This window comes from Streptomyces polyasparticus (assembly GCF_014493765.1).
GTDB lineage: Bacteria > Actinomycetota > Actinomycetes > Streptomycetales > Streptomycetaceae > Streptomyces > Streptomyces polyasparticus.
The window spans coordinates 592,205-615,998 of sequence record NZ_JACTVJ010000004.1 but is presented as its reverse complement, the minus strand read 5'-3'; the positions used below and the strand labels follow the sequence as shown (position 1 = coordinate 615,998).

Here is a 23,794-nt window from a genome sequence, read left to right as displayed (position 1 = left end):
GGGGAGCCCCGAGGGCTGTTAGTCGTGGGAGTGCAGCGGCTTGCCGGCCAGCGCCAGGTGAGCCTCGCCGAGCGCCTCGTTCTGCGTCGGGTGCGCGTGGATCAGCTGCGCGACCTCGGCCGGCAGGGCCTCCCAGTTGTAGATCAGCTGCGCTTCGCCGACCTGCTCGCCCATACGGTCACCGACCATGTGGACACCGACGACGGCACCGTCCTTGACCTGGACCAGCTTGATCTCACCGGCGGTCTTGAGGATCTTGGACTTGCCGTTGCCCGCCAGGTTGTACTTGAGGGCGACGACCTTGTCCGCGCCGTAGATCTCCTTGGCCTTGGCCTCGGTGATACCGACGGAAGCGACCTCCGGGTGGCAGTACGTCACGCGCGGCACACCGTCGTAGTCGATCGGGACGACCTTCATCCCGGCAAGACGCTCCGCCACCAGGATGCCCTCGGCGAAGCCGACGTGCGCGAGCTGGAGGGTCGGGACGAGGTCACCGACGGCCGAGATGGTCGGCACGTTGGTCTGCATGTACTCGTCGACGAGGACGTAGCCGCGGTCCATCGCGACGCCCTGCTCCTCGTACCCCAGGCCCTGCGAGACCGGGCCGCGGCCGATGGCGACCAGGAGGACCTCGGCCTCGAAGGTCTTGCCGTCGGCGAGGGTGACCTTGACGCCGTTCTGGGTGTACTCGGCCGACTGGAAGAAGGTGCCGAGGTTGAACTTGATGCCGCGCTTGCGGAAGGCGCGCTCCAGGATCTTGGAGCTGTTCACGTCCTCGACCGGGACGAGGTTCTTGAGGCCCTCGATCACGGTGACGTCGGTGCCGAAGGACTTCCACGCCGAGGCGAACTCGACGCCGATGACGCCGCCGCCCAGGATGATCGCGGACTCCGGGACGCGGTCGAGCACGAGCGCGTGGTCCGAGGAGATGATGCGGTTGCCGTCGATCTCCAGACCCGGCAGCGACTTCGGCACGGAGCCGGTCGCCAGAAGAATGTGGCGGCCCTGGATGCGCTGGCCGTTCACGTCCACCGAGGTGGGCGACGACAGGCGGCCCTCACCCTCGATGTACGTCACCTTGCGGGAGGCGACGAGACCCTGCAGGCCCTTGTACAGGCCGGAGATCACGTCGTCCTTGTACTTGTGGACGGCCGCGATGTCGATGCCCTCGAAAGTGGACTTGACACCGAACTGCGCGCTCTCGCGCGTCTGGTCCGCGACCTCACCGGCGTGCAGCAGCGCCTTGGTGGGGATGCAGCCGTTGTGCAGGCAGGTGCCGCCGAGCTTGTTCTTCTCGATCAGGGCGACGTCCAGACCAAGCTGAGAGGCGCGCAGCGCCGCGGCGTATCCGCCGCTACCGCCGCCGAGGATCACTAGGTCGAAAACGGTGCTGGCGTCGTTCGCCACGTCACGTCCTCCATGCATGTGCGCCGTACGCCGGTCCTCACTGACCGCGCGGCGGCTTGGTGTTCGGCCGCTTGTACCTTCGGCCCTGTGGTGGGGGCCCTGTCCTGCCACAGGCCATCTTCGCACTTGTCGGCGGGCGGTGGGACGTCGGGCCACAGTGCAAGACGTTTGATCGATCACAGAGCAAGGTCACCGCAGCGTATGCCGCCGCGGATTTCGTCCAGGGCGAAATCCCCGGAGTGCGCGGGATCGAGGTCCCGGGCCATACGAACGGCCCCGGGCACTGAGCCCGGGGCCGTTGGTCACTCACGTCGTACGGAGCGTCAGCCGAGGTCGCCCGCGGCCGTGCGCTCGGCCAGCGCGACCAGGGTGCGCACCGCCGTACCCGTGCCGCCCTTGGGGGTGTAGCCGAACGGCGCGCCCTCGTTGAAGGCCGGGCCCGCGATGTCCAGGTGCGCCCAGGTGATGCCCTCGCCCACGAACTCGCGCAGGAACAGGCCGGCCACCAGGCCGCCGCCCATCCGCTCGCCCATGTTGGCGATGTCGGCGGTCGACGAGTCCATGCCCTTGACCAGGTGCTCGGGCAGCGGCATCGGCCAGGCCGGCTCGCCGGACGCCTCGGCGATCTCGTACAGGGACGTACGGAACGCGTCGTCGTTGGCCATGATGCCGAAGGTGCGCGAGCCGAGCGCGACCATCATCGCGCCGGTCAGCGTCGCCACGTCGACGATCGCGTCGGGCTTGTCCTCGGAGGCCTTGGCGATCGCGTCGGCCAGGACAAGCCGGCCCTCGGCGTCGGTGTTCAGGACCTCGACGGTCTTGCCCGAGTACATGCGCAGGACGTCGCCGGGGCGGGTGGCCGAGCCGGACGGCATGTTCTCGGCGAGCGCCAGCCAGCCGGTGACGTTTACCTCGAGGCCCAGGCGCGCGGCGGCGACGACGGCGGCGAAGACCGCGGCGGCGCCACTCATGTCGCACTTCATCGTCTCGTTGTGACCGGCCGGCTTCAGGGAGATGCCGCCCGAGTCGTACGTGATGCCCTTGCCGACGAAGGCCAGGTGCTTCTTCGCCTTGGCGTGCGAGTACGAGAGCTTCACCAGGCGCGGCGGGGACTGCGAACCGGCGCCGACGCCCAGGATGCCGCCGTAGCCGCCCTTGGTGAGCGCCTTCTCGTCGAGCACCTGCACCTTGATGCCGTGCTCCTTGGCCGCGGCCTGGGCGACGGCGGCGAAGGCCTCCGGGTTGAGGTCGTTCGGCGGGGTGTTGATCAGGTCGCGGGCGCGGTTGAGCTCCTCGGCCACGGCGGTGGCGCGCTCGATCGCGGCCTTGGCGGCCTTGTCACGCGGCTTCGTGCCGAGGATCACGGCGTCGCCGAGGGGGCCCTTGGCGTCCTTGGCCTTGGCGGCCTTGCCGTTGCCGTTCTCCTTGTACGCGTCGAAGGAGTACGCGCCGAGCAGCACGCCCTCGCCGATCGCCTGGACCTCGTCGGCGCTGTCGACGGGCAGCGCGAACGCGGCCTTCTTCGTGCCGGACAGGGCGCGGGCGGCGGCGCCGGCCGCGCGGCGCAGCGCCTCCGTGCCGAAGGACTCGTCCTTCTCCGGCACCGCGCCGAGGCCGACGGCCAGGACGAGCGGGGCCTTCACGCCGTCGGGCGCGGGAAGCTTGGTGACCTCGCCCTCGCCGCCCGAGGCGCCGAGGGTCTCGAGGACGGTGGCGAGCTTGCCGCCGAAGGCCTTCTCTACGGCGTCGGCGCCCGGGGCGACGACGGGGCCCTTGTCGCCCTTGGCGACTCCGACGACGAGCGCGTCGGCCTTGAGGCCGGCCGCGGCGGCGGTGCTGAGAGTCAGAGCAGTCACTGTGGTGAGTTCTCGCTTCCGTCTTCCGATATGCGTCTGTTGGGGTGTGTCCCGAGCCGAGCCTACGCTTGCGCGCGGGTACGGGGACCGCTCAGCCCAGCGTGAACGCGATCAGCGCCGCGGTCACGGCCGTCTCGGCCACCGCGCCGAACACATCCCCGGTGATCCCGCCGAACCGCCGCACGCATCGGCGCAGCAGCACCTCGCCCGCCACCAGCGCGGCCGCCACCGCGCACACACCGTGCAGCACACCGACCGTGCCGTAGCCGGCCCAGCCCGCGAGGCACATGACGGCCGCGGTCAGCGGTACCGCGGGGCGCAGCGGCACGGTCCCCGCGACCGCCGCGCCGAGCCCCTCGGGCCGCGCCGCCGGTACGGACGGGCGCGAGGCGAGGGTCAGGGCCGTGCGGCCCGCGACATGGGCCACGGCCGCGGCCACCGCTCCGTAGGCCCAGCCGCCCTCCTCGTACAGCTGGAAGTACACCGCGACCTGCGCGAGCAGGACGAAGAGCAGCGTCACCACGCCGAACGGGCCGATGTCCGAGCGCTTCATGATCGTGAGCGCCTCGTCGGCCGGCTTGCCGCTGCCGAGCCCGTCCGCCGTGTCCGCGAGGCCGTCCAGGTGCAGTGCCCGGGTGAGCAGCGCGGGGACGGCCGCGGTCGCGACGGCGGCGAGCAGCGGGCCCGCGCCCAGGAGGGACAGCAGGGCGCCGGCCGCCGCCGAGCACAGGCCGACGACCAGGCCCGCGAGCGGCGCGCACAGCATTCCGGCGCGCGCGGCGGACCGGTCCCAGCGCCCGACCCGTACGGGAAGCACGGTGAGGGTGCCGAACGCGAAGCGGAGGCCGTCGGGGAAGCGGGCGGGGTCCTGTGGAGTCACCGCGGCAGGCTAACCGCCGCCCGTACGCGTAAATTTGCGCATACGTCTGGAAAGCGGCGCATATCGGGACAGTCAGGGAGGGCGTGGCGTGGGTCACTGGTGGTACCGGAACATTCTCGAACCGGGGAAGCTGCCACTGCTGCTCGCGCTGCTCTCCTTCGTCCTGTCGTTCCTGGTGACGCGCATCATCACGCGGATGATCCGGGCCGGCAAAGGCCCGTTCGGGAACGTGAAGGCCGGCGATCTGCACATCCACCACGTCGTGCCCGGCATCATCCTGACGATCATCGGTGGGTTCGGCGCGGTCGCGGCGGGCCGGCACAGCTTCGGCTCACTGGCCTCCGCCGTCATCTTCGGCCTGGGTGCGGGCCTGGTCCTGGACGAGTTCGCGCTGATCCTGCACCTCGACGACGTGTACTGGAGCGAGGCGGGCCGCAAGAGCGTCGAGATCGTCGTCCTGACCGCGGCCCTCGTGGCCCTGGTGCTCGGCGGCTTCCTGCCGTTCGGCGTCAACGAGCTCACCGACGAGGAGCGGCACAGCCGGGTCTTCGTCGTGATGAACACCGCCACGAACTTCTTCTTCGCCCTCATCGCACTCGCCAAGGGAAAACCGCGGATGGCGCTGTTCGGGATCGTGGTGCCGTTCGTGGCGATCTTCGGCGGTGTACGCCTCGCGCGCCCCGGTTCGCCCTGGTGGAAGCTCTTCTACAAGAACCGGCCGCGGGCCCGCTCGAAGGGCGGCCTGCGTGCGTACCACCACGACCGCCGCTGGTCGAAGCCGCGGCGGAAGGTTCAGGAGCTGCTCGGCGGCCGTTTCGACCCGGATCCGCGGCGCGGCTCGGTGGTCGATCCCGATCCCGCGCCCGGCCCGGACCACCTGCCCGAGCGGCGGCGCTGACGCAGCGCGGAGACGCCGCACAGGAGCAGCACCGCGACGATCGCCGCGAGGTGCTCACGGCCCGCGAGGTTGTCGTCGATCACCGTTTCGCCGACCATCGCGCCGATCACCAGGGCCATCGTGAACCAGGCCCGGTAGCGCCAGCACACATAGACAGCGAGCCCCACCACCGCCGCCGAGGGGCCGGTGTCGACCACCTGGGCGTCCGAGGCGGGCAGCCCGAGCGGCCGGTCCTCGCCGAGCCAGATCCCGAACCGCGCGTACAGCGTCCCGGCCAGCGTGGCCACGTATCCGATGACGAGCATCCGCCACCAGCCGAGCGTGATCTCGGCGATCCCGAAGACCAGCAGGATCTGGCCGAGCGCGCCCCAGACCGGCAGATCGAGCGCCGGTACGAATAGGGAGAGGGGAGTGCGCAGCAGGGCGAGCCACAGCGGCTCCTCGGCGCGCACAGAGCCGAGGTTCTGGACGAACTGGTAGCCCCACTCCTGGTTCTGGACGTACTGCATCAGCGCGGTGAGGCAGACCGCGGTGAGCGTCACGGGGATCGCGCGCCACTTCCTCTCGGCGATCCCGTCGCGCACGGCCCGGTACAGCGGACCCCACTCCGCCTTCACCGGGTTCACCGCTGCGACTCCAGGTGGCGCCGGTGCACCCACTTGGGCAGCCCGGGTGCTTCGAGGAACCCTTCCGCACGGGCCGCCGCGACCCCGATCCGCAGCAGGTCGCCGCTCTTCTCGAAGAGCAGGAACCGCGGCTCCCAGATCGGCCGGTACTTCGCGTTCGCGCGGTAGAGCGACTCGATCTGCCACCAGCGCGAGCAGAAGCTGAGCAGCGAACGCCACAGCCGCAGTACGGGCCCCGCGCCGAGCCGCGCGCCGCGCTCGAAGACCGAGCGGAACATCGCGAAGTTCAGGGAGACCTGCGTGATGCCGACCTCGCGCGAGCGCCTGAGCAGTTCGATGACCATGAACTCCATCAGGCCGTTGTCCGCGTCCCGGTCACGCCGCATCAGATCCAGGGACAGGCCGGTCGGACCCCAGGGCACGAAGGACTGCAGGGCCCGCAACTCGCCCTCGCCATCGGCGCATTCGACCATCACACACCACCCGTCCTGCGGATCACCGAGCCGCCCGAGCGCCATCGAGAAGCCGCGCTCGGTTGCGCCGTCACGCCAGTCATCGGCTCGTTGCAGCAGATACGTGAGCTCCTCGGCCGGAATGTCCTCGTGCCGCCGGATCCGGACCCGGTAGCCGGCGCGCTGGACGCGGTTGTGGGCCTGGCGGACGGTCCGCATGGCGCGGCCCTCCAGCGTGAACTCGTCGGTTTCGACGAGCGCCTCGTCGCCCAGCTCCAGCGCGTCCAGGCCGTGCCGCGCATAGATCGTGCCGCCCTCCTCGCTCGCCCCGATCACGGCCGGCGCCCAGCCGTGTTCGCGTGCCTCGGCGAGCCACGGCTCGATCGCGCCCGGCCAGGCCTCGGGGTCGCCGAGCGGATCGCCGGAGGCGAGCGAGACCCCGCCGACGACGCGGTAGGTGACCGCCGCCTTGCCGCTCGGGGACCACACCACGCTCTTGTCGCGGCGCAGCGCGAAGTAGCCGAGAGAGTCGCGTTCGCCCTGCCGGTCGAGCAGTTCGCGCAGCCGCTTCTCGTCGTCCTCGGTCAGCGGGTCCACCGCGCGGCGCGAGCGGAACGCGGCGTACAGGACCGCGAGCAGCAGGCCCGTGCTCAGGACGTTGATGGAGACGTCCACCCACCCGGGCGTGGCGATCGTCGGATGCGATTCATCGGCGGCGAGCGAGACGAGGCGGACGGTGCCGTACCGCCAGCGCTCGGCGAACCCGGCCTTGGTGCCCTGGTCGGTGACGGTGACCAGGAGCGCGGCGAGCAGCGAGGTGACGAGCAGCCCGCCCGCGCCGACGAGCGCCGCGAGCTTCGGGTTGGCGCGGTCGCCCTTCGCGTAGAACTCCTTGCGGCCGATCACGAGGGCGCCGACGAAGGTGGCGGTCAGGCCGAGCGAGACCCAGTTCTGCGGATGGCGGCGGATCTCGGGGAAGAGCATCGCGAAGGCGAAAAGGACCAGGAACGAGCCGCTGAGCACGGAGTTGAGGATCCACGCCGCGCGCTTGCGCCGCCGCATCGTCACCGCGAGGAAGAGCGTGAACAGACCCGAGGCGAAGCCCGCGGTCAGCAGATACGGGGTGAAGAAGTCGGCGGTGTTGTGCCGCCGCAGGTCCTGGGCGAACGAGACCCAGAAGGCGCTGAGGAAGTTCAGGAACGCGATGCCCCGCAGGTACCAGACGGCGAAGGCCGCCGCCCGTCTGCGATGTGCCGCCGCCCGCAGTTCGGCGGCGGCTCCTTGCTCACGTCCGGCCTCTCCCATGAAACCCGATCCTATGGGGCGAATCGGGCAATGCGGAGTCAGGGAGCGCCATACGGCTCAGGTGCGGCAAGTGCCGTAGTGGTGGCGGTGACGGATCCTCAGGCGGCGGGCTCGGGATCGGTGTTGACGTCGTCGGCCGCCTCGAGGCCGTCGTCGCCGGGCTTCTCGTCGATCACCGGCAGCTCCGCCGCCAGCGCCGCCGCCGCGCGGACCATTGGCAGGGCGAGCAGCGCGCCCGTGCCCTCGCCCGCCGTCACGCCGTGCGCGAGCAGCGGCTCCAGGGCCAGCCGGTCGAAGGCCTTGGCCTGGCCGGGCTCGCCGCTGGTCTGTCCGGCCAGCCACCAGTCCGGCGCGCGGAACGCGATGCGCTGGGCGACCAGGGCGCAGGCCGCCGAGACCACGCCGTCGAGCATCACGGGCGTGTGCCGGACCGCGCTCTGCAGCAGGAAGCCGGTGATCGCGGCGAGGTCCGCGCCGCCGACGGTGCGCAGGAGCTCCAGCTGGTCGCCGAGCACGGGCCGCGCCCGGCGCAGTGCGTCACGGATCGCGGCGCACTTGCGCATCCACGCCAGGTCGTCGATCGGGCGCCCGCCGCGCCCGGTCACCACCGAGGCGTCGGTGCCGCACAGGGCGGCGACCAGGACCGAGGCCGGGGTCGTGCCGCCCACGCTGAGGTCGCCGAGCACCACGAGATCCGTACCCGCGTCGGCCTCTTCGTCGGCGATCGCCATACCGGTACGGAAGGCCACCTCGGCCTCCTCGGCGGTGAGCGCGTCCTCGATGTCGATACGGCCCGACCCGCGGCGCACCCGGTGGCCGCCGACCTCCGCCGGCAGCTCCTCGGGGTCGCAGTCCAGCGCCATGTCCACCACGCGCACCGGCACCTCGGCATGGCGCGCGAGCACGGCGACCGGGCTCGAACCGTCGAGCACCGCGCGGACGAGCTGCTGCGCGCTGCCGGCCGGCCGCGCGGAGACGCCGAGTGAGGCCACGCCGTGATCGCCCGCGAACAGCAGCACCTTCGGCTGCCGCACGGGCCGTACCGGCACGGAGCCCTGGGCCGCGGCGAGCCACTCGCCGAGCTCGTCGAGCCGGCCGAGCGCGCCGGGCGGCAGGGCGAGACGGCCGCGACGCTCTTCGGCGTCCCGGCGCACGCCCCCGTCGGGGCGCTCGATCAGATCGGCGAAGTCATCGAGATTCAGCGCGCTCATGAGGCTGAACGTTACCGGGGGCCGAGGCGGGGTCCAGGGGTGGCCCGGGAGTTGCGGGAGCGCCCGGGCCGACACCTCCGCCACGTCCGCCTGACGCCTCGTCAGCCCCAATGGACGCATAGTTACGCCATGTGAAGCACTGACTCCGGAGCGTCATTGCGCAGAGAGGGGGGATCCCTTACGTTCCGGTTTGAGTCGGATTGTCGTACAGCAGCGCCCCGTACAAGACCCCGTACCAGAGGAGCCCGCTTCCGTGACGCAGACCGTCATCGGCGTCAGCCCGTTCGGTGAGCCGAACGCGCGTCTCGCCGCCGCCGTCTCCCGAGCCGGCGGACTCGGTGTCCTGGACCTCGGCAGCGGCGGGCGCAGGGCCCGCGAGGCCCTCACGCTCGCCCGCCAGTGGGCGCCCGGCGCCTTCGGCGTCCGCATCGGCGCCGACTGCGCCCTCGACCCCGACGAGCTGCGCGACACCGCGGGCCCGCACACCGTCCTGCTCGCCCCCGATGCCCCCTTCGAGGTCGGCCAGGTCCCCGCGGCCACCGTCCTCGTCGAGGTGCGCAGCGCCGCCGAGGCCGAGCGCGCGGTGCGTGACGGTGCGTCGGGTCTGGTCGTACGGGGCAGTGAATGCGGCGGTCCCTGCGGGGAGTTGTCGACGTTCGTCCTGCTGCAGCGCGTGCTCGCCGTCGTCGGAGACACCGTGCCCGTCTGGGCCTACGGCGGCATCGGCCCGCACACCGCGGCCGCCGCCGTCCTCGCGGGCGCCAAGGGCGTGGTGCTCGACGTCCAGCTCGCGCTCCTCGAAGAGTGCGAGGGGGAGCTGCCGCCGGCGGTCGGCGCGTTCCTGCGCACGGCGGACGGCTCCGAGACCGTGCTCGTCGCCGGTCACCGCGTACTCGACCGGCGCCGCCCCGGACTGCCCGAGGCGCTGCGCGCGGACCTTCTCCCGCTCGGCCAGGACGCCTTCCTCGCGGCCCGGTTCGCCCAGAAGTACGGAACGGTCCGGGCCACCCTGGACGCCCTCGGCCAGGGCATCGACGAGGCGCTCGCGCTCGACGGCGACGCCCTGCGCGGCGGCTCCGCGATGTGCCGCGCGCTCGGCACGCCGCTGCCTGTCGCCCAGGGTCCGATGACCCGGGTCAGCGACCAGGCCCGGTTCGCCGCGGCCGTCGCGGACGGCGGCGGCCTCCCGTTCATCGCCCTCGCCCTCGCGGGCCGCGAGCAGACCCGCACCATGCTGGAGCAGACCCGCGCCGCACTCGGCGACCGCTCCTGGGGCGTCGGCATCCTCGGCTTCGCGCCCGAGGAAGTACGTACGGCCCAGCTCGAAGCCGTACGGGAACTGCGCCCCAGCCATGTCGTCATCGCCGGCGGACGCCCCTCGCAGGCCGCCGCGCTCGAAGCCGACGGCATCGTCACCTTCCTGCATGTGCCCTCGCCCGGACTGCTCGGGCAGTTCCTCGCGGCGGGCGCGCGGCGCTTCGTCTTCGAGGGCGCCGAGTGCGGCGGGCACATCGGGCCGCGCAACAGCTTCCCGCTCTGGGAGGCCCAACTCGCCGTCCTGGAGGACTTCCTGGCCGGCGGCGACCTGGACCCGGCCGAGGTGCAGGTCCTGTTCGCGGGCGGCATCCACGACGAGCGCTCCGCCGCGATGGTGGCCGCGCTCGCCGCGCCGCTCACCGCGAAGGGCGTCGCCACCGGGGTCCTGATGGGCACCGCCTACCTCTTCACCGAGGAGGCCGTGGCCTGCGGTGCGATCCGGCCGCTGTTCCAGCAGGCCGTCCTGGACGCCGAGTCCACCGAGCTCCTGCACACGGCGCCCGGCCACGCCACCCGCTGTGTCCCCAGCGCCTTCACGGCCGCCTACCAGTCGTACAAGGACGAGCTCCGCGAGCAGGGGGTGCCCGACCGGCAGGCCTGGGAGGAGCTGGAGCGCCTCAACGTCGGCCGCCTTCGCATCGCCAGCAAGGGCATCGAGCGGATCGGCGACGAACTCGTCGACGTGGACGAGGAACGCCAGCTCGCCGACGGCATGTTCATGGCCGGCGAGGTCGCGGTCCTGCGCGGCGCGACCACCACGGTCGCCGAACTGCACCACGGGGTCGCCGACCGCGCGGCCGACTTCTACGCGAGGCGCGCCGCCGATCTGCGTACGCCTCCCCGGTCCGTGCGGGAGCCCGTGCCCGACGCCCTCGACATCGCCGTCGTCGGCATGTCCGCGATGTTCCCCGGCGCCGGAGACCTCGACGCCTTCTGGGCGCAGATCCTCGCCGGCGAGGACGCCGTCACCGAGGTCCCCGCCGACCGCTGGGACCCCGCGCTGCACTACGGAGAGGACGCCGAGGCGCACGACGTCTCCGCCTCCAAGTGGGGCGGCTTCCTGCCGCGGATCCCCTTCGACCCGCTGGCGTACGGGATTCCGCCGGCTTCGCTCGCCAGCATCGAGCCGGTCCAGCTGCTCGCGCTCGAAGCCGCGCGCCGGGCCCTGAAGGACGCCGGGCTCGACCGCAAGGACTTCCCGCGTGAACGCACCTGCGTGGTCTTCGGCGCGGAGGCCGGCAGCGACACCTCCAACGCCACCACCCTGCGTACGGTCCTGCCGTCCTACCTGGGGCGGCTCCCGGAGGGCATCGAGCAGCAGCTCCCGAAGCTGACCGAGGACTCCTTCCCGGGCCTTCTGTCCAACGTCATCTCCGGCCGTATCGCCAACCGCCTCGACCTCGGCGGCGCCAACTTCACCGTCGACGCGGCCTGCGCCTCCTCGCTCACCGCCGTCGACGTGGCCTGCAAGGAGCTCGTCTCCGGCGCCGCCGACGTCGCACTGTGCGGCGGCGCGGACCTGCACAACGGCATCAACGACTTCCTGCTCTTCTCCTCCGTGCACGCCCTGTCCAGGACCGGCCGCTGCAAGCCCTTCGCCGCCGACGCGGACGGCATCGCGCTCGGTGAGGGCGTGGCCTGCGTGGTGCTCAAGCGGCGCGTGGACGCCGAACGGGACGGCGACCGGATCTACGCCGTCATCAAGGGCGTCGGCGCCGCAAGCGACGGCCGCTCCCTCGGCCTCACCGCGCCCCGCCCCGAAGGCCAGCGCGCCGCCCTGGAACGCGCCTACGCCCAGGCCCGTATCTCGCCCGCGGACGTCGGTCTGGTCGAGGCGCACGGCACCGGCACGGTCGTCGGCGACCGCACCGAACTCACCGTCCTGTCCCAGATGTTCGCCGAGGCGGGCGCACAGCCCGGCGCCTGCGTGGTCGGCTCGGTGAAATCGCAGATCGGGCACACCAAGTGCGCCGCCGGACTCGCCGGCCTCATCAAGACCGCGCTCGCCCTGCACACCGGGGTGCGCCCGCCCACCCTGCACGTCACCGAGCCCAACCCCGCCTGGTCCGAGGCGGACAGCCCGTTCGCCTTCCACGGGCGGGCTCTGCCCTGGGCCGAGCCGCCCGCGCGCCGGGCCGCGGGCGTCAGCGCGTTCGGCTTCGGCGGCACCAACTTCCACGTCGTGCTCCAGGCGTACGAGGGCGGGGTCCCGCCCCGCCAGGGCAGCGCGCAGTGGCCCGCCGAACTCTTCGTCTTCCGCACCCGCGAGGCCGCCGAGGAGCTTCTCGCCCTCGCCGAGACCGGTGCCTGGCGCCTGCGCGACCTGGCCCTCTCCGCGGCCCGCCGCGCGGAGACCGGCGCCCGCACCTCCTTCGGCGCGGTGGTCGCGGACTCGACCGGCCAACTCCTCTCCTCCGTACGGGACTTGCTGGACGGCAAGCGCGCGGCCGGCGTCTTCCCGGCCGAAGGGGAGCTGGGCGACGGCAAGGTCGCCTTCCTCTTCCCCGGGCAGGGCAGCCAGCGGCCCGGGATGCTCGCCGAGGTGTTCGCCGCCTTCCCCGGCACCCAGCGGCACCTGGCCGGCGCACCGGCGTCCGTGATCTTCCCGCCCGCCGCGTTCAGCGACGCCGAGCGCACCGCCCAGCGGGCCCGCCTCACCGACACCCGCAACGCGCAGCCCGCACTCGGCGCCGTCTCGCTCGCCGCGTACGACGTCCTGACCCTCGCGGGCGTACGGCCCGACATGGCCGCCGGGCACTCGTACGGCGAACTCGTCGCCCTGTGCGCCGCGGGCAGCATCGACCCCACCGCGCTCGCCGGGCTCAGCCGGGCCCGCGCCGAGGCGATCCTGGCCGCCACCGGCGACGACCCCGGGACCATGGCCGCCGTCGTGGCCTCCGCCGAGGAGGCCGGACGCGTCATCGTCGAGGCCGGGCTCGCGGACCAGGTGGTCGCCGCGAACCACAACGCACCCAAGCAGACGGTCATTTCGGGCCCCACGGCCGCCGTCGCCCAGGCCGTCGAGGCGCTGACCGCCGCCGGGTTCACCGCCCGCAAGCTGCCCGTCGCCTGCGCCTTCCACAGCCCGCTGGTCGCCCGCGCCGTCCCGCGCTTCTCGTCCGCGCTCGCCGGATACGCGGTGCGCACCCCCGAGTTCCCGGTCTGGGCCAACCGCACGGGCACGCGCTACGGCACCTCGCCTGCCGACGTACGGGTCCACCTCGCCGAGCAGATCGGCGCACCGGTCCGCTTCGCCGAGCAGATCGAGGCCATGTACGACGCCGGGGCCCGGGTCTTCGTCGAGGCCGGGCCCGGCACCGTGCTCACCGGGCTTGTCGGCCAGATCCTCGGCGACCGGCCGCACACGGCCGTGCCGTTCGAGCCGCGGCCCGACGCCGGTCTGCGCGGTCATCTCGAAGCCCTCGCCCGGCTGTTCGCGGCCGGGGTGCAGGTCACGGCGACGCCGCTGTGCGCGGGACGCGACGCGGTGCTCGCTGCACGCGGAGCCGAACCCAAGCGGCCCGGCTGGACGGTCGACGGCCATCTGGTCCGTACCGCCGACGGCAGCCCGCTGCCGGGGGCGCTGCGGCCGGCCCGACGGATTTCCCTGGAGACGCGGATGAGCACGGAGTGGAGGGGTGCCGGGATGACGGACGAGCGCGAGGCCATGCTGCGGGAGTTCCTGCGCAACAGCCGGGAGATGGTGGCGGCGCAGCGGGATGTGCTCCTTACGTATTTCGGTGGGCCGTCCGGGGCCACGGTCCCGCCGGTGAACCTGCCTGTTCTGGAGGCGGCGGTGGTCGACGCGGCGGTCGTCGAGGCGACGGTCGTCGAGGAGGCTGCTGCTCCGGCCGCAGCCCCGGCGCCCGCGGCTCCTGCTGCGCCTCAGGTGGATGTGCTGGGCACGGTGCTTGCGGTGATCGCTGAGCGGACCGGTTATCCGGTGGAGATGATCGAGCCGGATCTGGATCTGGAAGCGGATCTGAGTGTCGATTCGATCAAGCGGACGGAGATTGCTGGGGAGTTGGGCCGTCAGCTGCTCGGGTCGGGTGTGGATCTGCGGTCGCTGCCGGATGCGGAGCTGGAGGAACTGACCCGCGCGCGTACGGCCGCGGGGATTGCGGAGTGGCTGCGGCCCCGCGTGGATGCGGTGGCGCCGGCAGTGTCCGCGCCGGTCGCCGTGTCCGCCCCGGCTGGGGTCTCCGCCTCGGCCGCGGGGTCTGTCCCGGCTGCCGCGTCGGCGCCCGCGGCTGCTGCTCCCGCCTCTCAGGTGGACGTCCTTGGCACGGTGCTTGCGGTGATCGCTGAGCGGACGGGTTATCCGGTGGAGATGATCGAGCCGGATCTGGATCTGGAAGCGGATCTGAGTGTGGACTCGATCAAGCGGACGGAGATTGCTGGGGAGTTGGGGCGTCAGCTGCTCGGGTCGGGTGTGGATCTGCGGTCGCTGCCGGATGCGGAGCTGGAGGAACTGACCCGCGCGCGTACGGCCGCGGGCATCGCGGAGTGGCTGACGGTACGGGGCAGGGGTGGGGCCGCCGCGACCGATGAGCCGGTGCCCGCCCAGGTGGCCACGACCGCGCAGGCCGCCGACGCCGCTGTTGGAGCCCAGGCCGCCATGAACGCCCGGGCCGCTACGACCGCCGAGGTCGCCGCGAACGCCCAGTCCGCCACGATCGCCGTGAGCGCGGACGCCGCCGCAACCGGCCTGACGGGTAACGCGGGTGAGACGGCCGGCCAGTCGGCCACCGGCCTCCTCGCCGGAAACCCCGCCGACGACCCCGCCTGGATCGGCCGCGCGCTCGACGCGGACGCGGTACGCCAGGTCCCCGGCGCCCTCGCCGACCCGGCCGCCAACGGACCGGCCCCCATGGAGCCCACCGTCACGGCTTGGGACGCTCCGACCCCGCACCTCCCGGCCGACACCGAGCTGCGCGCGCCGCACGGGACCACGAGCGCCGCCACCGCGCCCGCTCAGCCGCAGGACGCCACGCCCGTACGGCCGCAAGACCCCACCCCCGTACGGGATTCCGAGCCGGCCCCCGTACAGGCAGCCGAACCCCAGCCGACGCCGGAACCCGCACCTGCGGCACCCGAGCCCGAGCCCGTGCTCACCATCGCCGCCCCCAAGCGCTATCTCCTCACCCCCACTCCCCTGGACCCGGCCCCCGCCCCGGGCGCCGTCGCCGCGCAGGATCTGCGCGGGAAGCGGTTCGTGCTCGTCGGGGACGGGACGCCCGTCGCGCAGGCGCTGGTCACGCGGCTCACGGTGCTCGGCGCCATCGCCTCCCGTATCGGGGACGACCTCGAAGGGCACCAGGGCGCCGTCGACGGACTGATCCACGTCGGCGCGCTCGCCGACAGCGGCGAACCCGTACTGCCCGGGGCCTTCCCGCTGTTCCAGGCCGTCCTGCGGCGAGGCCCGCGGTGGCTGATCGCCGCGCACCACGCCAAGGACACCAGTGGGCTCGCCGGGTTCTTCCGTACGGTCGCCCGCGAGTACCCGGACACCGTCGCCCGCAGCGTCGAGGTGGACTCCACGCGCGGCGCCGCCGAACAGGCCGAGATGATCGTCGAGGAGCTGCTCGCACCCGACCGCGAGCCGGTCGTGCTGCGCACCGACCGCACCCGCCGCGGGCTCGCCCCGCGCGAGCTGAGCCTCGGACTGCTCGCCACCTCCGGCGCGGGACCGGCCGGCACGGGCGTCGCCGAGGCGACCGTGCTCGGGCTCGGCCCCGACTCGGTGGTCGTGCTCGCCGGGGGAGGGCGCGGGATTACGGCACGGTTCGCCGTGGCACTCGCGGCCGCGTCCCGGTGCCGTATCGAACTGCTCGGCCGGACCGAACTGCCGGAGCTGCCCGATGAGTTCAGCGACGCCCGCGACAAGGCGGCTCTGCGCGCCGAGCTGATCGCCCGCGGCGGCCTCAAGCCCGCCGAGATCGAGCGGACCGTCAGCCGCATCCTCGCCCAGCGCGAGATCGCGAGCACCCTCGCCGAGATCCACGACGCGGGCGGCCAGGCCGGCTACCGCGCGGTCGATCTGCGGGACGCGGAGGCCGTGCAGCAGGCGGTCAAGGAGACGTACGCGACGTACGGGCGGATCGACGGCGTCGTGCACGCGGCCGGGGTCATCGAGGACAGACTGCTCGCCGAGAAGGACCCGGACTCCTTCCGGCGGGTGTACGGAACCAAGGTCGACGGCGCCCGCACCCTGCTCGCCGCCCTGCACCGGCTGCCCCAACTCCCGCGCTTCACCGTCCTGTTCGGCTCCATCTCGGCCGTCTTCGGCAACCGCGGCCAGATCGACTACGCCGCCGCCAACGACGCGCTCGCCCGGATCGGCCGCCGCTGGCAGGACGCCACCGGCACCCGCGCCCTGACCGTGCACTGGGGCCCGTGGGCGCCGACCGGGGCGCACGACGGGATGGTCGGACCCGAGCTCGGCCGCGAGTACGCGCGGCGCGGCATCGAGCTGATCGACCCCGAGGAAGGCGTCCTCGCCCTGCTGCGCGAGCTCGCGTGGGGCGACAACGGGACCGACGAGGTCGTCTACACCGCGTCCGGCTGGTGAGCGGCGCGATGACACAGCAAGAGCCCGTCGCCATCGTGGGGATGGCGGTGACCCTGCCGGGCGCCGGTGATCTGGAGACGTACTGGCGCAATCTCGTCGACGGTACGGAGGCCCTGAGCGAGGTGCCCGCGGGGCGCTGGGACAGCGAGGCGTACTTCGACCCGGCGGGCGGGCGGCCCGACGCGGTGTACTGCCGGCGCGGCGGATTCGTGGACGGACTGGACGGGGTAACGGCCTTCGACCCGACCGCGTTCGGGATCATGCCCGGCTCGGTGGCCGGCACCGAACCCGACCAGCTGATCGCCCTGCGCACCGCGGGCGCCGCGCTCGCGGACATGGGCAGCGCGCTTCCTGCGGACCGGGCGCGCGTCGGTGTCGTGCTCGGCCGCGGCGGCTACCTCACCTCCGGCCTCGCCCGCCTCGACCAGCGGCTGCGGACCGCGGCCCAACTCGTCCGCACGCTCCGGGAGTTGATGCCCGAGCTCGGCGAGGAGCGGATCGGCGAGGTGCGCGACGCCTTCCAGGAAGCACTCGGCCCCGCCGGGCCCGAGTCCGTGATCGGGCTCATCCCCAACTTCGCCGCATCCCGCGTCGCCAACCGCCTCGACCTGCGCGGACCCTCGTACACCGTCGACGCCGCCTGCGCCTCCTCGCTCGTCGCCCTGGACCAGGCCATCGCCGAACTGGCCTCCGGACGCTGCGACGTGATGCTCGCGGGCGGGGTCCACCACTGCCACGACATCACGCTCTGGTCGGTCTTCTCACAGCTGCGCGCCCTGTCCCCGAGCGGCCGCATCCGGCCCTTCCACCGGGAGGCCGACGGCGTCCTGATCGGCGAGGGCACGGGCGTCGTGGTCCTCAAGCGGCTCGCCGACGCGCTGCGCGACGGTGACCGCGTCTACGCGGTCGTACGGGGCGTGGGCGTCGCGGGCGACGGACGCGCCGCGTCCCTGGTCAACCCCGACCCGGGCGGGCAGGCCCGCGCGGTACGGCTCGCCTGGGCGGCCGCCGGACTCGACCCGGCCGCGCCCGGCTCGCTCGGCCTCCTCGAAGCGCACGGCACGGGCACACCGAACGGCGACGCGGCCGAAATGGCCACGCTGGCCGAGGTGTTCGGGCGCGGCCTCGCACCGGACGCGGTGATCGGCTCGGTCAAGTCGATGATCGGGCACACCATGCCCGCGGCCGGAGTCGCGAGCCTGGTCAAGGCGGCGCTCGCGGTCCACCGGGGTGTTCTGCTGCCGACGCTGCACTGCGACGATCCGCATCCGGCGCTCCTCGAGACCCGGTTCCGGCCGATGGCGCAGGCAGGCCCTTGGGAGGGGCCGCTGCGGCGCGCCGCGGTGAACGCCTTCGGGTTCGGCGGAATCAATGCGCATGTGGTTCTGGAGCAGGCGCCCGTGTCGGCAGGGCAGGGTGCGGCTCCCGTCCGGGGGGCCGGCGCGTCCCACACCGCTGCGGTCCAGCAGCCCGACCTGCCCGCCTCCTCCGGTCTGCAAGTCACCCAACCCGTACGCCTGTTGAGGCTGGCCGCCGCGAACGCGGGCGAGCTTGCCCGGCTCCTGGACGCCGACGATGACTCGCTGCAGCGGGCGGCCACCGGTGAGGTGACCGGGGCCGGGCACGCGCGGGTCGCCGTGGTCGACCCCACGCCCCGGCAGCTGGCGCTCGCCCGCAAGGCCGTCGCCGAGGGACGCGCATGGGGCGGGCGCAGCGACGTGTGGTGCGCGCCCGCGCCGCTGCTCGGCCCGGCCGGCGGCCGTACGGCCTTCCTCTTCCCCGGCCTCGAGGCCGAGTTCACCCCCCGTATCGACGACGTGGCCCGGCACTTCGGGCTGCCCGCCCTGGAGTTCGCCGACGCCCGCGTGGGCGATGTCGCCGAGCACGGCGCCGCGGTCTTCGGCGTCGGGCGGCTGCTCGCCGAAGCGCTCGGCCGGGCCGGTCTCGCGGCGGACGCGGTCGCCGGGCACAGCGTGGGGGAGTGGACGGCGATGGCGGTCGCCGGGATGTACGACCCCGCCGAAGTCGACGCGTTCCTCAGGGACTTCGACCCCTCCGCACTCCGCGTGCCGGGGCTCGCCTTCGCCGCGTTCGGTGCGCCGGCCGCCCAGGTCGAGGCCCTGCTCGACGTCTTTCCCGGCGTGGCGCTGTCGCACGACAACGCCCCGCGCCAGTCCGTCGCCTGCGGTCCGCACGCCCAGGTCGAGGCGCTCGCGGCACGGCTGCGGGCGGACGGGGTCCTCGGCCAGGTCCTCCCGTTCGAGTCCGGCTTCCACACGCCGATGCTCGCGCCGTACCTCGCGCCCATCGAGCAGGCCGCCCGCGGCTTCACCCTGCGGCGTCCGTCGGTGCCGGTGTGGTCGGGCACGACCGCGGCGCCGTTCCCGCCGGACGAAGCGGCGGTACGCGAACTCTTCGTGCGCCATCTGCTCGAACCCGTGCGCTTCCGGATGCTGACCGAAGAGCTGTACGCGGCAGGGTTCCGCGCGTTCGTCCAGCTCGGCGCGGGCCAGCTGCCCGCCCTCGTCGGCGACACCTTGTCCGGCCGCCCGCACCTGGCCGTATCCGCCAACTCGCCTCGCAGCGAGGGGATGGCGCAGCTGGTCCGGGTGGCGGCGGGGATGTGGGCGTTCGGCGCGGAGCCGGACTTCGGGGCGCTGCTCGGCTCGACGGGCGGGGCCCGTCCGCGTGGGTCCGTCGGCGTCGCGGAGACTCCGGCTCCGGTCGGCCCGAACTTCGGGGCCGGGGCGGCCGTGCCCGTGACGTCCGGCGCCGAGCCGGCCGGGAGCACGGCCGCCTCGACCCCCGTACCTGCCGGACACGCCCTTGCGGCGTCCGGCTCCACCCGGGCCGACGAGCCCGCCCGCACGCCCGCAGTCACGCACACCGTTCCCCTCGACCTGAACGCCGGCCTCGTATCCCTGGACACGGCGACGCGCGACCGGCTGCGCGCGATGCTTCGCAAGGCGGCGAGTGCGAGCGCCCTGGCGGAAGGCGGTTCGAGGGAGGGCCACGAAGCCGGTTCAGCGGTCGGTGCCGGCGCCGCGGGAGCGGGCGCCCCGCGCCCTGGCGACCGTGCCGAGGCCCCGGCCGCTCGCCCCGATCTCCCCGCCGCCCTCGCCCAGTCGGCCCTGGCCGGCGACCTCCAGGCGTTGCTCGACGAGTCCGCCGAGACGGCGACGGCGGTGCTCGCGGCAGCGGTGGCGGCTCCGGTACGCGGCCACGCCTACGCAGCGCCAGGTGCGCCCGGGCCGGGTGCGTCCACGGCGAGCGGGCCCACGTCGGGCGCCTCCGCATCGGTCACCTCCACCTCAGGCGTCTCCACCACGGGCGCGCCCACTCCAGAGGCCCCCGCGTCGCGGACCCCCGCCCCGCACACCCCCCGGCCCCCCGCCCAGCCGACCGGCCCCCACCAGTCAGGGCCCGACGCGCCCGGCGCACCCGCCGCGAACGGCGAGTCCGACACGAGGCCCACCACCCGCACCCCCTTCACCATCTCCCTCGCCACCCTCCCGTACCTCACCGATCACTGCTTCTTCCGGCAGCGCGCCAACTGGCCCGATCTGGCCGACCGTTGGCCCGTCGTGCCGGCCACCACCCTGATCCACCTCATGGCGGACGCGCTGCCGAGGACGGGTGCCGCGCTGACCGCCGTACACGAGGTGCGGTTCCTGGAGTGGGCCGTGGCCGAGCCCGCGCAGGACGTGGTGATCGAAACCGTCGAGGAGGCGCCCGGCCGGTACGCCGTCGCCTTCGGGCGGCACGCACGCGCCACCCTGGAGACCGGCACACCGCAGCAGCCGCCCGCCGCCTGGCCCGCGCCCGCTGCGGAGCGCAGCCCCACCACCTCCGCGCAGGAGATGTACGACGAGCGCTGGATGTTCCACGGCCCGCTCTTCCGCGGCGTCACCCGCATCGCCGCGCTCGGCGACCGGCACGTACGCGGAGTCCTGACCACACCGCCCGCCCCCGGCGCCCTGCTCGACAACGTCGGCCAGCTGCTCGGCTACTGGCTGATGGCCACGCACACCGACCGGACCGTGGTCTTCCCGGTCGGCATCAAGGAGGCCCGCTTCTTCGGCCCCCACCCCGAGCCGGGCACCGACCTCGACTGCCACATCCGGATCACCGCGCTCACCGAGACCGTCCTCGAAGCCGACGTCCAGCTGCTGCACGGCGGCGCGGTCTGGGCCGAGATCCACGGCTGGCAGGACCGCCGCTTCGACTCGCCGCCCGAGACCGACCAGGTCAAACGGTTCCCGGAGCGCAGCACCCTGTCCACCGAGCAGGGCGGCGGCTGGCAGCTGGTCTTCGAGTGCTGGCCCGACCCCGCCTCGCGCGAGCTGATGATGCGCAACCAGTTGGCGGGCGACGAACGCACCGCCTTCGCCCAGCACCCCCCGCGCGGCAAACGCCAGTGGCTGCTCGGCCGGATCGCCGCCAAGGACGCGGTGCGCCGCCTGCTGTGGTCCGACGGCGAAGGCCCCGTCTTCCCCGGCGAGGTGCGCATCGCCAACGAGCCCAGCGGACGCCCGTACGCGTACGGGGTGCACGGACGCCAACTTCCGCGCCTGGACGTCTCGTTGGCGCACTGCCAGGAGGCGGCCGTCGCGCTCGTCCGGCCGCAGGGGCCCGTCGGGATCGACATCGAGGAGATCGTCGAGCGGCCCCCGGCCACCGTCGACGCGGTGCTCGGCGCCACCGAGCACGACCTGTACCGGGCACTCGGCGCACACCCCGAAGCGCTCACCCGGATCTGGGCCGCCAAGGAAGCCGCCTCGAAGGCGGAGGGCACCGGCATCCAGGGCCGCCCCCGCGACTTCGAGGTCACCGCCGAAGGCCCGGACGCGCTGCGGGTCCGTACCCCCTCGGGCGCCACCCACCGCGTACGCCTCACCACCGCGTCCAACCCGCCGGGCCTGCCCGCCCGCACGTATGTCGTCGCCTGGACCGAGCCCGCAGCCACCGAAGTCCCCGTCCCCGAGGAGCCCACGTCATGACCAGTCCCGCCACCGTCGACGAAGAGGCCGTACTCGCCGAGATCGGCGGCGCACTGCGTGCCGTACTCGACGACCTGGAGTTCGAGGACGCGCCGATCACCCGCGAGACCCGCTTCGTGGAGGACCTCGACCTGGAGTCGATCGACCTGGTGACCCTCACCTCCGAGCTGCGCGAACGCTACGGCGACCGGGTCGACTTCCCCGCCTGGTTCGCCTCGCTCGAACTCTCCGAGATCATCGGCCTGACCGTGGGACAGCTCGCCGACTACATCGTGGGGCGCCTGCGATGACCCGGCTCGACGCGGGCGGCCTGCGGTTCAACGTCGAGCGGCTCGGCGACGGCACCGGCGGCCGCGAGACCGTGGTGCTGGTGCACGGCATCGCCACCGACAACCTCACCAGCTACTACTTCACCGTCGCCCCCGAGTTCGCCGCCGCCGGCTACGACGTGGTGATGTACGACCAGCGCGGCCACGGCCGCACCACACGCCCGCCGCACGGCTACGGCATCGAGGACTTCTCCGGCGACCTCGCCCTGCTGCTCGACGAGCTGGGCGTCACCGGACCGGTGCACCTCGTGGGCAACTCCTTCGGCGGCACCGTCGCCCTCGACTACGCCCTGCACCACCCGGGCCGCGTCGCCAGCGTCCTCATGGTCGAGTCCGAACCGCCCACCGACGCCTGGGCGCAGAAGATGAGCGGACTGCTCGCCGGATCCGCGTACCAGCTGCACGACGAACGCACCCTGCCGTGGATCGAGGAGACCTACGGCCGGCACGAGGCGCGCCTGGTGCGCTGGTCGATGCGGCTCCTGCACGGCACCTCGATCGCCGAGGACATCGCAGCCAGCCGCATCCCCGACGAGGCGGCCTGGAGCGCGCTCGACGTGCCGGTGCTCGCCGTGTACGGGGCGAACTCCGACCTCGCCGAGATGGCGGACTGGCTGCGCGGACTGCTCCCGCGCTGCCGCACCCACACCGTGCACGGCCACGGCCACTCGGTCCTGGTCGGCACACCCGAGACGGTCGGCCCGCTGCTCCTGGACTGGGTGCGCGAGGGCCACAAGGAACTGCTCGGAGCAAGGGTGCCCACGCCATGAGCCGCTTCCTCTTCGTGGTGCCGCCGCTCGTCGGCCACGTCAACCCCACGGTCAGCGTCGCCGCCGAACTCGCCGCGCGCGGCCACCGGGTGGCATGGGCCGGACTGCCGCGCTTCGTCGAGGAGCTGGCGGGCCCGGAGGCCGAGGTGTTCCCGTGCGAGATCCCCGGGCTCCTGGAGCGGCCGACCGAGCTGCGGGGCGCGGCCGCGCTGCAGTTCCTGTGGCAGGAGTTCTTCGTGCCGCTCGCCGACGCCATGGCACCCGGAGTGGAGCAGGCGGTACGGGAGTTCGGCCCCGATGTGATCGTCAGCGACCAGCAGACCCTGGCGGGCGCACTGGTCGCCGAACGGCTCGGCATCCCGTACGCCACCTCGTCCACCACCTCCGCCGAGTTCAGCGACGCCCTCGACGGCATGCCGAAGATCGGCGAGTGGGTGGCCTCGCTGGTGGCGGAGCTACGCGACCGTATCGGTGATCCCGCCCGCACCCACGACCCGCGCTTCTCGCCGGACCTCGTCCTCGCCTTCACCACACCGGAGCTCGCGGGCGAGGGCGCCTACGGCGACGAGGTGCGCTTCGTCGGACCCGCGCTCACCCGCCGGCCCGCCGGGGACTTCCCCTGGCAGTGGCTCGACGACGACCGCGCCACCGTCCTCGTCTCGCTCGGCACCGCCAATACGGATGTCGGCGCGCGCTTCCTCACCGAGTGCGCCGCGGCCGTACGGGAGCGGGGCAGGCGGGTCCAGGCGGTGATCGCGGACCCGGGCGGCGTCCTGACCGCGGAGTCCGACACCGATGTGCTCGTCCTGCCGCACATCCCCCAACTCGCCCTCCTGGAGAGGGCGTCGGCGGTCATCAGCCACGCCGGGCACAACACCGTCGCCGAGTCCCTGTGGCACGGCGTCCCGCTGGTCGTCGCTCCCATCCGCGACGACCAGCCCCTGGTCGCCGCGCAGGTCACCGCGGCGGGAGCGGGGGTGCGGGTGCGGTTCGGGCGCAGCGGGCGCCGGCAGATCGGGGCCGCACTCGACGCCGTACTGGAAGAAGCGGAGTACCGGGAGGCGGCCTCGAGGATCGGGGCCTCCTTCCGCGCGGCAGGCGGAGCGGCGGCCGCGGCCACCCAGCTGGAGAAGTTCGCCGTGGACCGGCACTGAACGCGGAACCTAGGAGAC

At 73.4% G+C, this 23,794-nt stretch carries 12 protein-coding genes; 6 read left to right on the top strand and 6 right to left on the bottom strand.

Annotation, left to right across the window (positions count from 1 at the left end; translation table 11 throughout):
* Nucleotides 1-18: 18 nt before the first annotated feature.
* From lpdA to cobS, 3 genes are all read right to left on the bottom strand, one after another.
* Entirely contained in the window at nucleotides 19-1,407 is a 1,389-nt protein-coding gene (gene lpdA / locus H9Y04_RS07090; protein WP_187812798.1) for a dihydrolipoyl dehydrogenase, read from the bottom strand.
* Between the two features lie 323 nt (nucleotides 1,408-1,730).
* Nucleotides 1,731-3,263, bottom strand: coding sequence for a leucyl aminopeptidase (locus H9Y04_RS07085; protein WP_187812797.1), 1,533 nt, complete (start codon nucleotides 3,261-3,263; stop codon nucleotides 1,731-1,733).
* A 91-nt stretch (nucleotides 3,264-3,354) separates the two neighbouring features.
* On the bottom strand, nucleotides 3,355-4,143 hold the full coding sequence (gene cobS / locus H9Y04_RS07080) for an adenosylcobinamide-GDP ribazoletransferase (protein WP_187812796.1): 789 nt from the start codon (nucleotides 4,141-4,143) through the stop codon (nucleotides 3,355-3,357).
* 88 nt (nucleotides 4,144-4,231) lie between these two features.
* Between cobS and H9Y04_RS07075 the strand changes: the two genes are divergently transcribed.
* Nucleotides 4,232-5,041 carry a hypothetical protein gene (locus H9Y04_RS07075; protein WP_308800883.1) on the top strand — a complete coding sequence of 270 codons (810 nt, stop codon included), beginning with the start codon at nucleotides 4,232-4,234 and terminating at the stop codon, nucleotides 5,039-5,041.
* On the opposite strand, the gene H9Y04_RS07070 is transcribed toward H9Y04_RS07075, so the two are convergent.
* The 3 genes from H9Y04_RS07070 to cobT all read right to left on the bottom strand — a co-directional run bounded on the left by H9Y04_RS07070 (nucleotide 4,936) and on the right by cobT (nucleotide 8,635).
* Nucleotides 4,936-5,667, bottom strand: coding sequence for a hypothetical protein (locus tag H9Y04_RS07070; protein ID WP_187812795.1), 732 nt, complete (start codon nucleotides 5,665-5,667; stop codon nucleotides 4,936-4,938). The genes H9Y04_RS07075 and H9Y04_RS07070 overlap by 106 nt on opposite strands.
* Complete coding sequence (locus H9Y04_RS07065) at nucleotides 5,664-7,424, bottom strand: phosphatidylglycerol lysyltransferase domain-containing protein (protein ID WP_187812794.1); 1,761 nt, start codon at nucleotides 7,422-7,424, stop codon at nucleotides 5,664-5,666. Before H9Y04_RS07065 ends, H9Y04_RS07070 begins: the two co-directional genes overlap by 4 nt.
* A gap of 98 nt (nucleotides 7,425-7,522) precedes the next feature.
* Nucleotides 7,523-8,635 (bottom strand): nicotinate-nucleotide--dimethylbenzimidazole phosphoribosyltransferase, encoded by a 1,113-nt coding sequence (gene cobT, locus H9Y04_RS07060; RefSeq protein WP_187812793.1) that lies wholly within the window; start codon nucleotides 8,633-8,635, stop codon nucleotides 7,523-7,525.
* Between the two features lie 253 nt (nucleotides 8,636-8,888).
* Between cobT and H9Y04_RS07055 the strand changes: the two genes are divergently transcribed.
* The 5 genes from H9Y04_RS07055 to H9Y04_RS07030 are packed head-to-tail and all read left to right on the top strand — an operon-like array spanning nucleotide 8,889 to nucleotide 23,776.
* Nucleotides 8,889-16,523 carry an SDR family NAD(P)-dependent oxidoreductase gene (locus tag H9Y04_RS07055; protein WP_308800882.1) on the top strand — a complete coding sequence of 2,545 codons (7,635 nt, stop codon included), beginning with the start codon at nucleotides 8,889-8,891 and terminating at the stop codon, nucleotides 16,521-16,523.
* Nucleotides 16,524-16,531: 8 nt separating this feature from the next.
* Nucleotides 16,532-21,523, top strand: a complete 4,992-nt coding sequence (locus tag H9Y04_RS07045; RefSeq protein ID WP_187812792.1) for a type I polyketide synthase — start codon at nucleotides 16,532-16,534, stop codon at nucleotides 21,521-21,523.
* Nucleotides 21,520-21,813 carry an acyl carrier protein gene (locus H9Y04_RS07040; protein ID WP_187812791.1) on the top strand — a complete coding sequence of 98 codons (294 nt, stop codon included), beginning with the start codon at nucleotides 21,520-21,522 and terminating at the stop codon, nucleotides 21,811-21,813. Before H9Y04_RS07045 ends, H9Y04_RS07040 begins: the two co-directional genes overlap by 4 nt.
* Nucleotides 21,810-22,622: an alpha/beta fold hydrolase gene (locus H9Y04_RS07035; protein ID WP_187812790.1), complete on the top strand. Its 813-nt coding sequence runs from the start codon at nucleotides 21,810-21,812 to the stop codon at nucleotides 22,620-22,622. Before H9Y04_RS07040 ends, H9Y04_RS07035 begins: the two co-directional genes overlap by 4 nt.
* Nucleotides 22,619-23,776 (top strand): glycosyltransferase, encoded by a 1,158-nt coding sequence (locus H9Y04_RS07030; RefSeq protein ID WP_187812789.1) that lies wholly within the window; start codon nucleotides 22,619-22,621, stop codon nucleotides 23,774-23,776. The genes H9Y04_RS07035 and H9Y04_RS07030 overlap by 4 nt, the downstream gene beginning before the upstream one ends.
* Nucleotides 23,777-23,794 lie beyond the last annotated feature (18 nt).

Excerpts from the sequence above, each read along its gene's own strand:
- H9Y04_RS07030 (WP_187812789.1), top strand. The coding sequence starts at position 22,619 with ATGAGCCGCTTCCTCTTCGTGGTGCCGCCGCTCGTCGGCCACGTCAAC.
- cobT (WP_187812793.1), bottom strand. The coding sequence starts at position 8,635 with ATGAGCGCGCTGAATCTCGATGACTTCGCCGATCTGATCGAGCGCCCC.
- H9Y04_RS07045 (WP_187812792.1), top strand. The coding sequence starts at position 16,532 with ATGACACAGCAAGAGCCCGTCGCCATCGTGGGGATGGCGGTGACCCTG.
- H9Y04_RS07065 (WP_187812794.1), bottom strand. The coding sequence starts at position 7,424 with ATGGGAGAGGCCGGACGTGAGCAAGGAGCCGCCGCCGAACTGCGGGCG.
- H9Y04_RS07040 (WP_187812791.1), top strand. The coding sequence starts at position 21,520 with ATGACCAGTCCCGCCACCGTCGACGAAGAGGCCGTACTCGCCGAGATC.
- H9Y04_RS07035 (WP_187812790.1), top strand. The coding sequence starts at position 21,810 with ATGACCCGGCTCGACGCGGGCGGCCTGCGGTTCAACGTCGAGCGGCTC.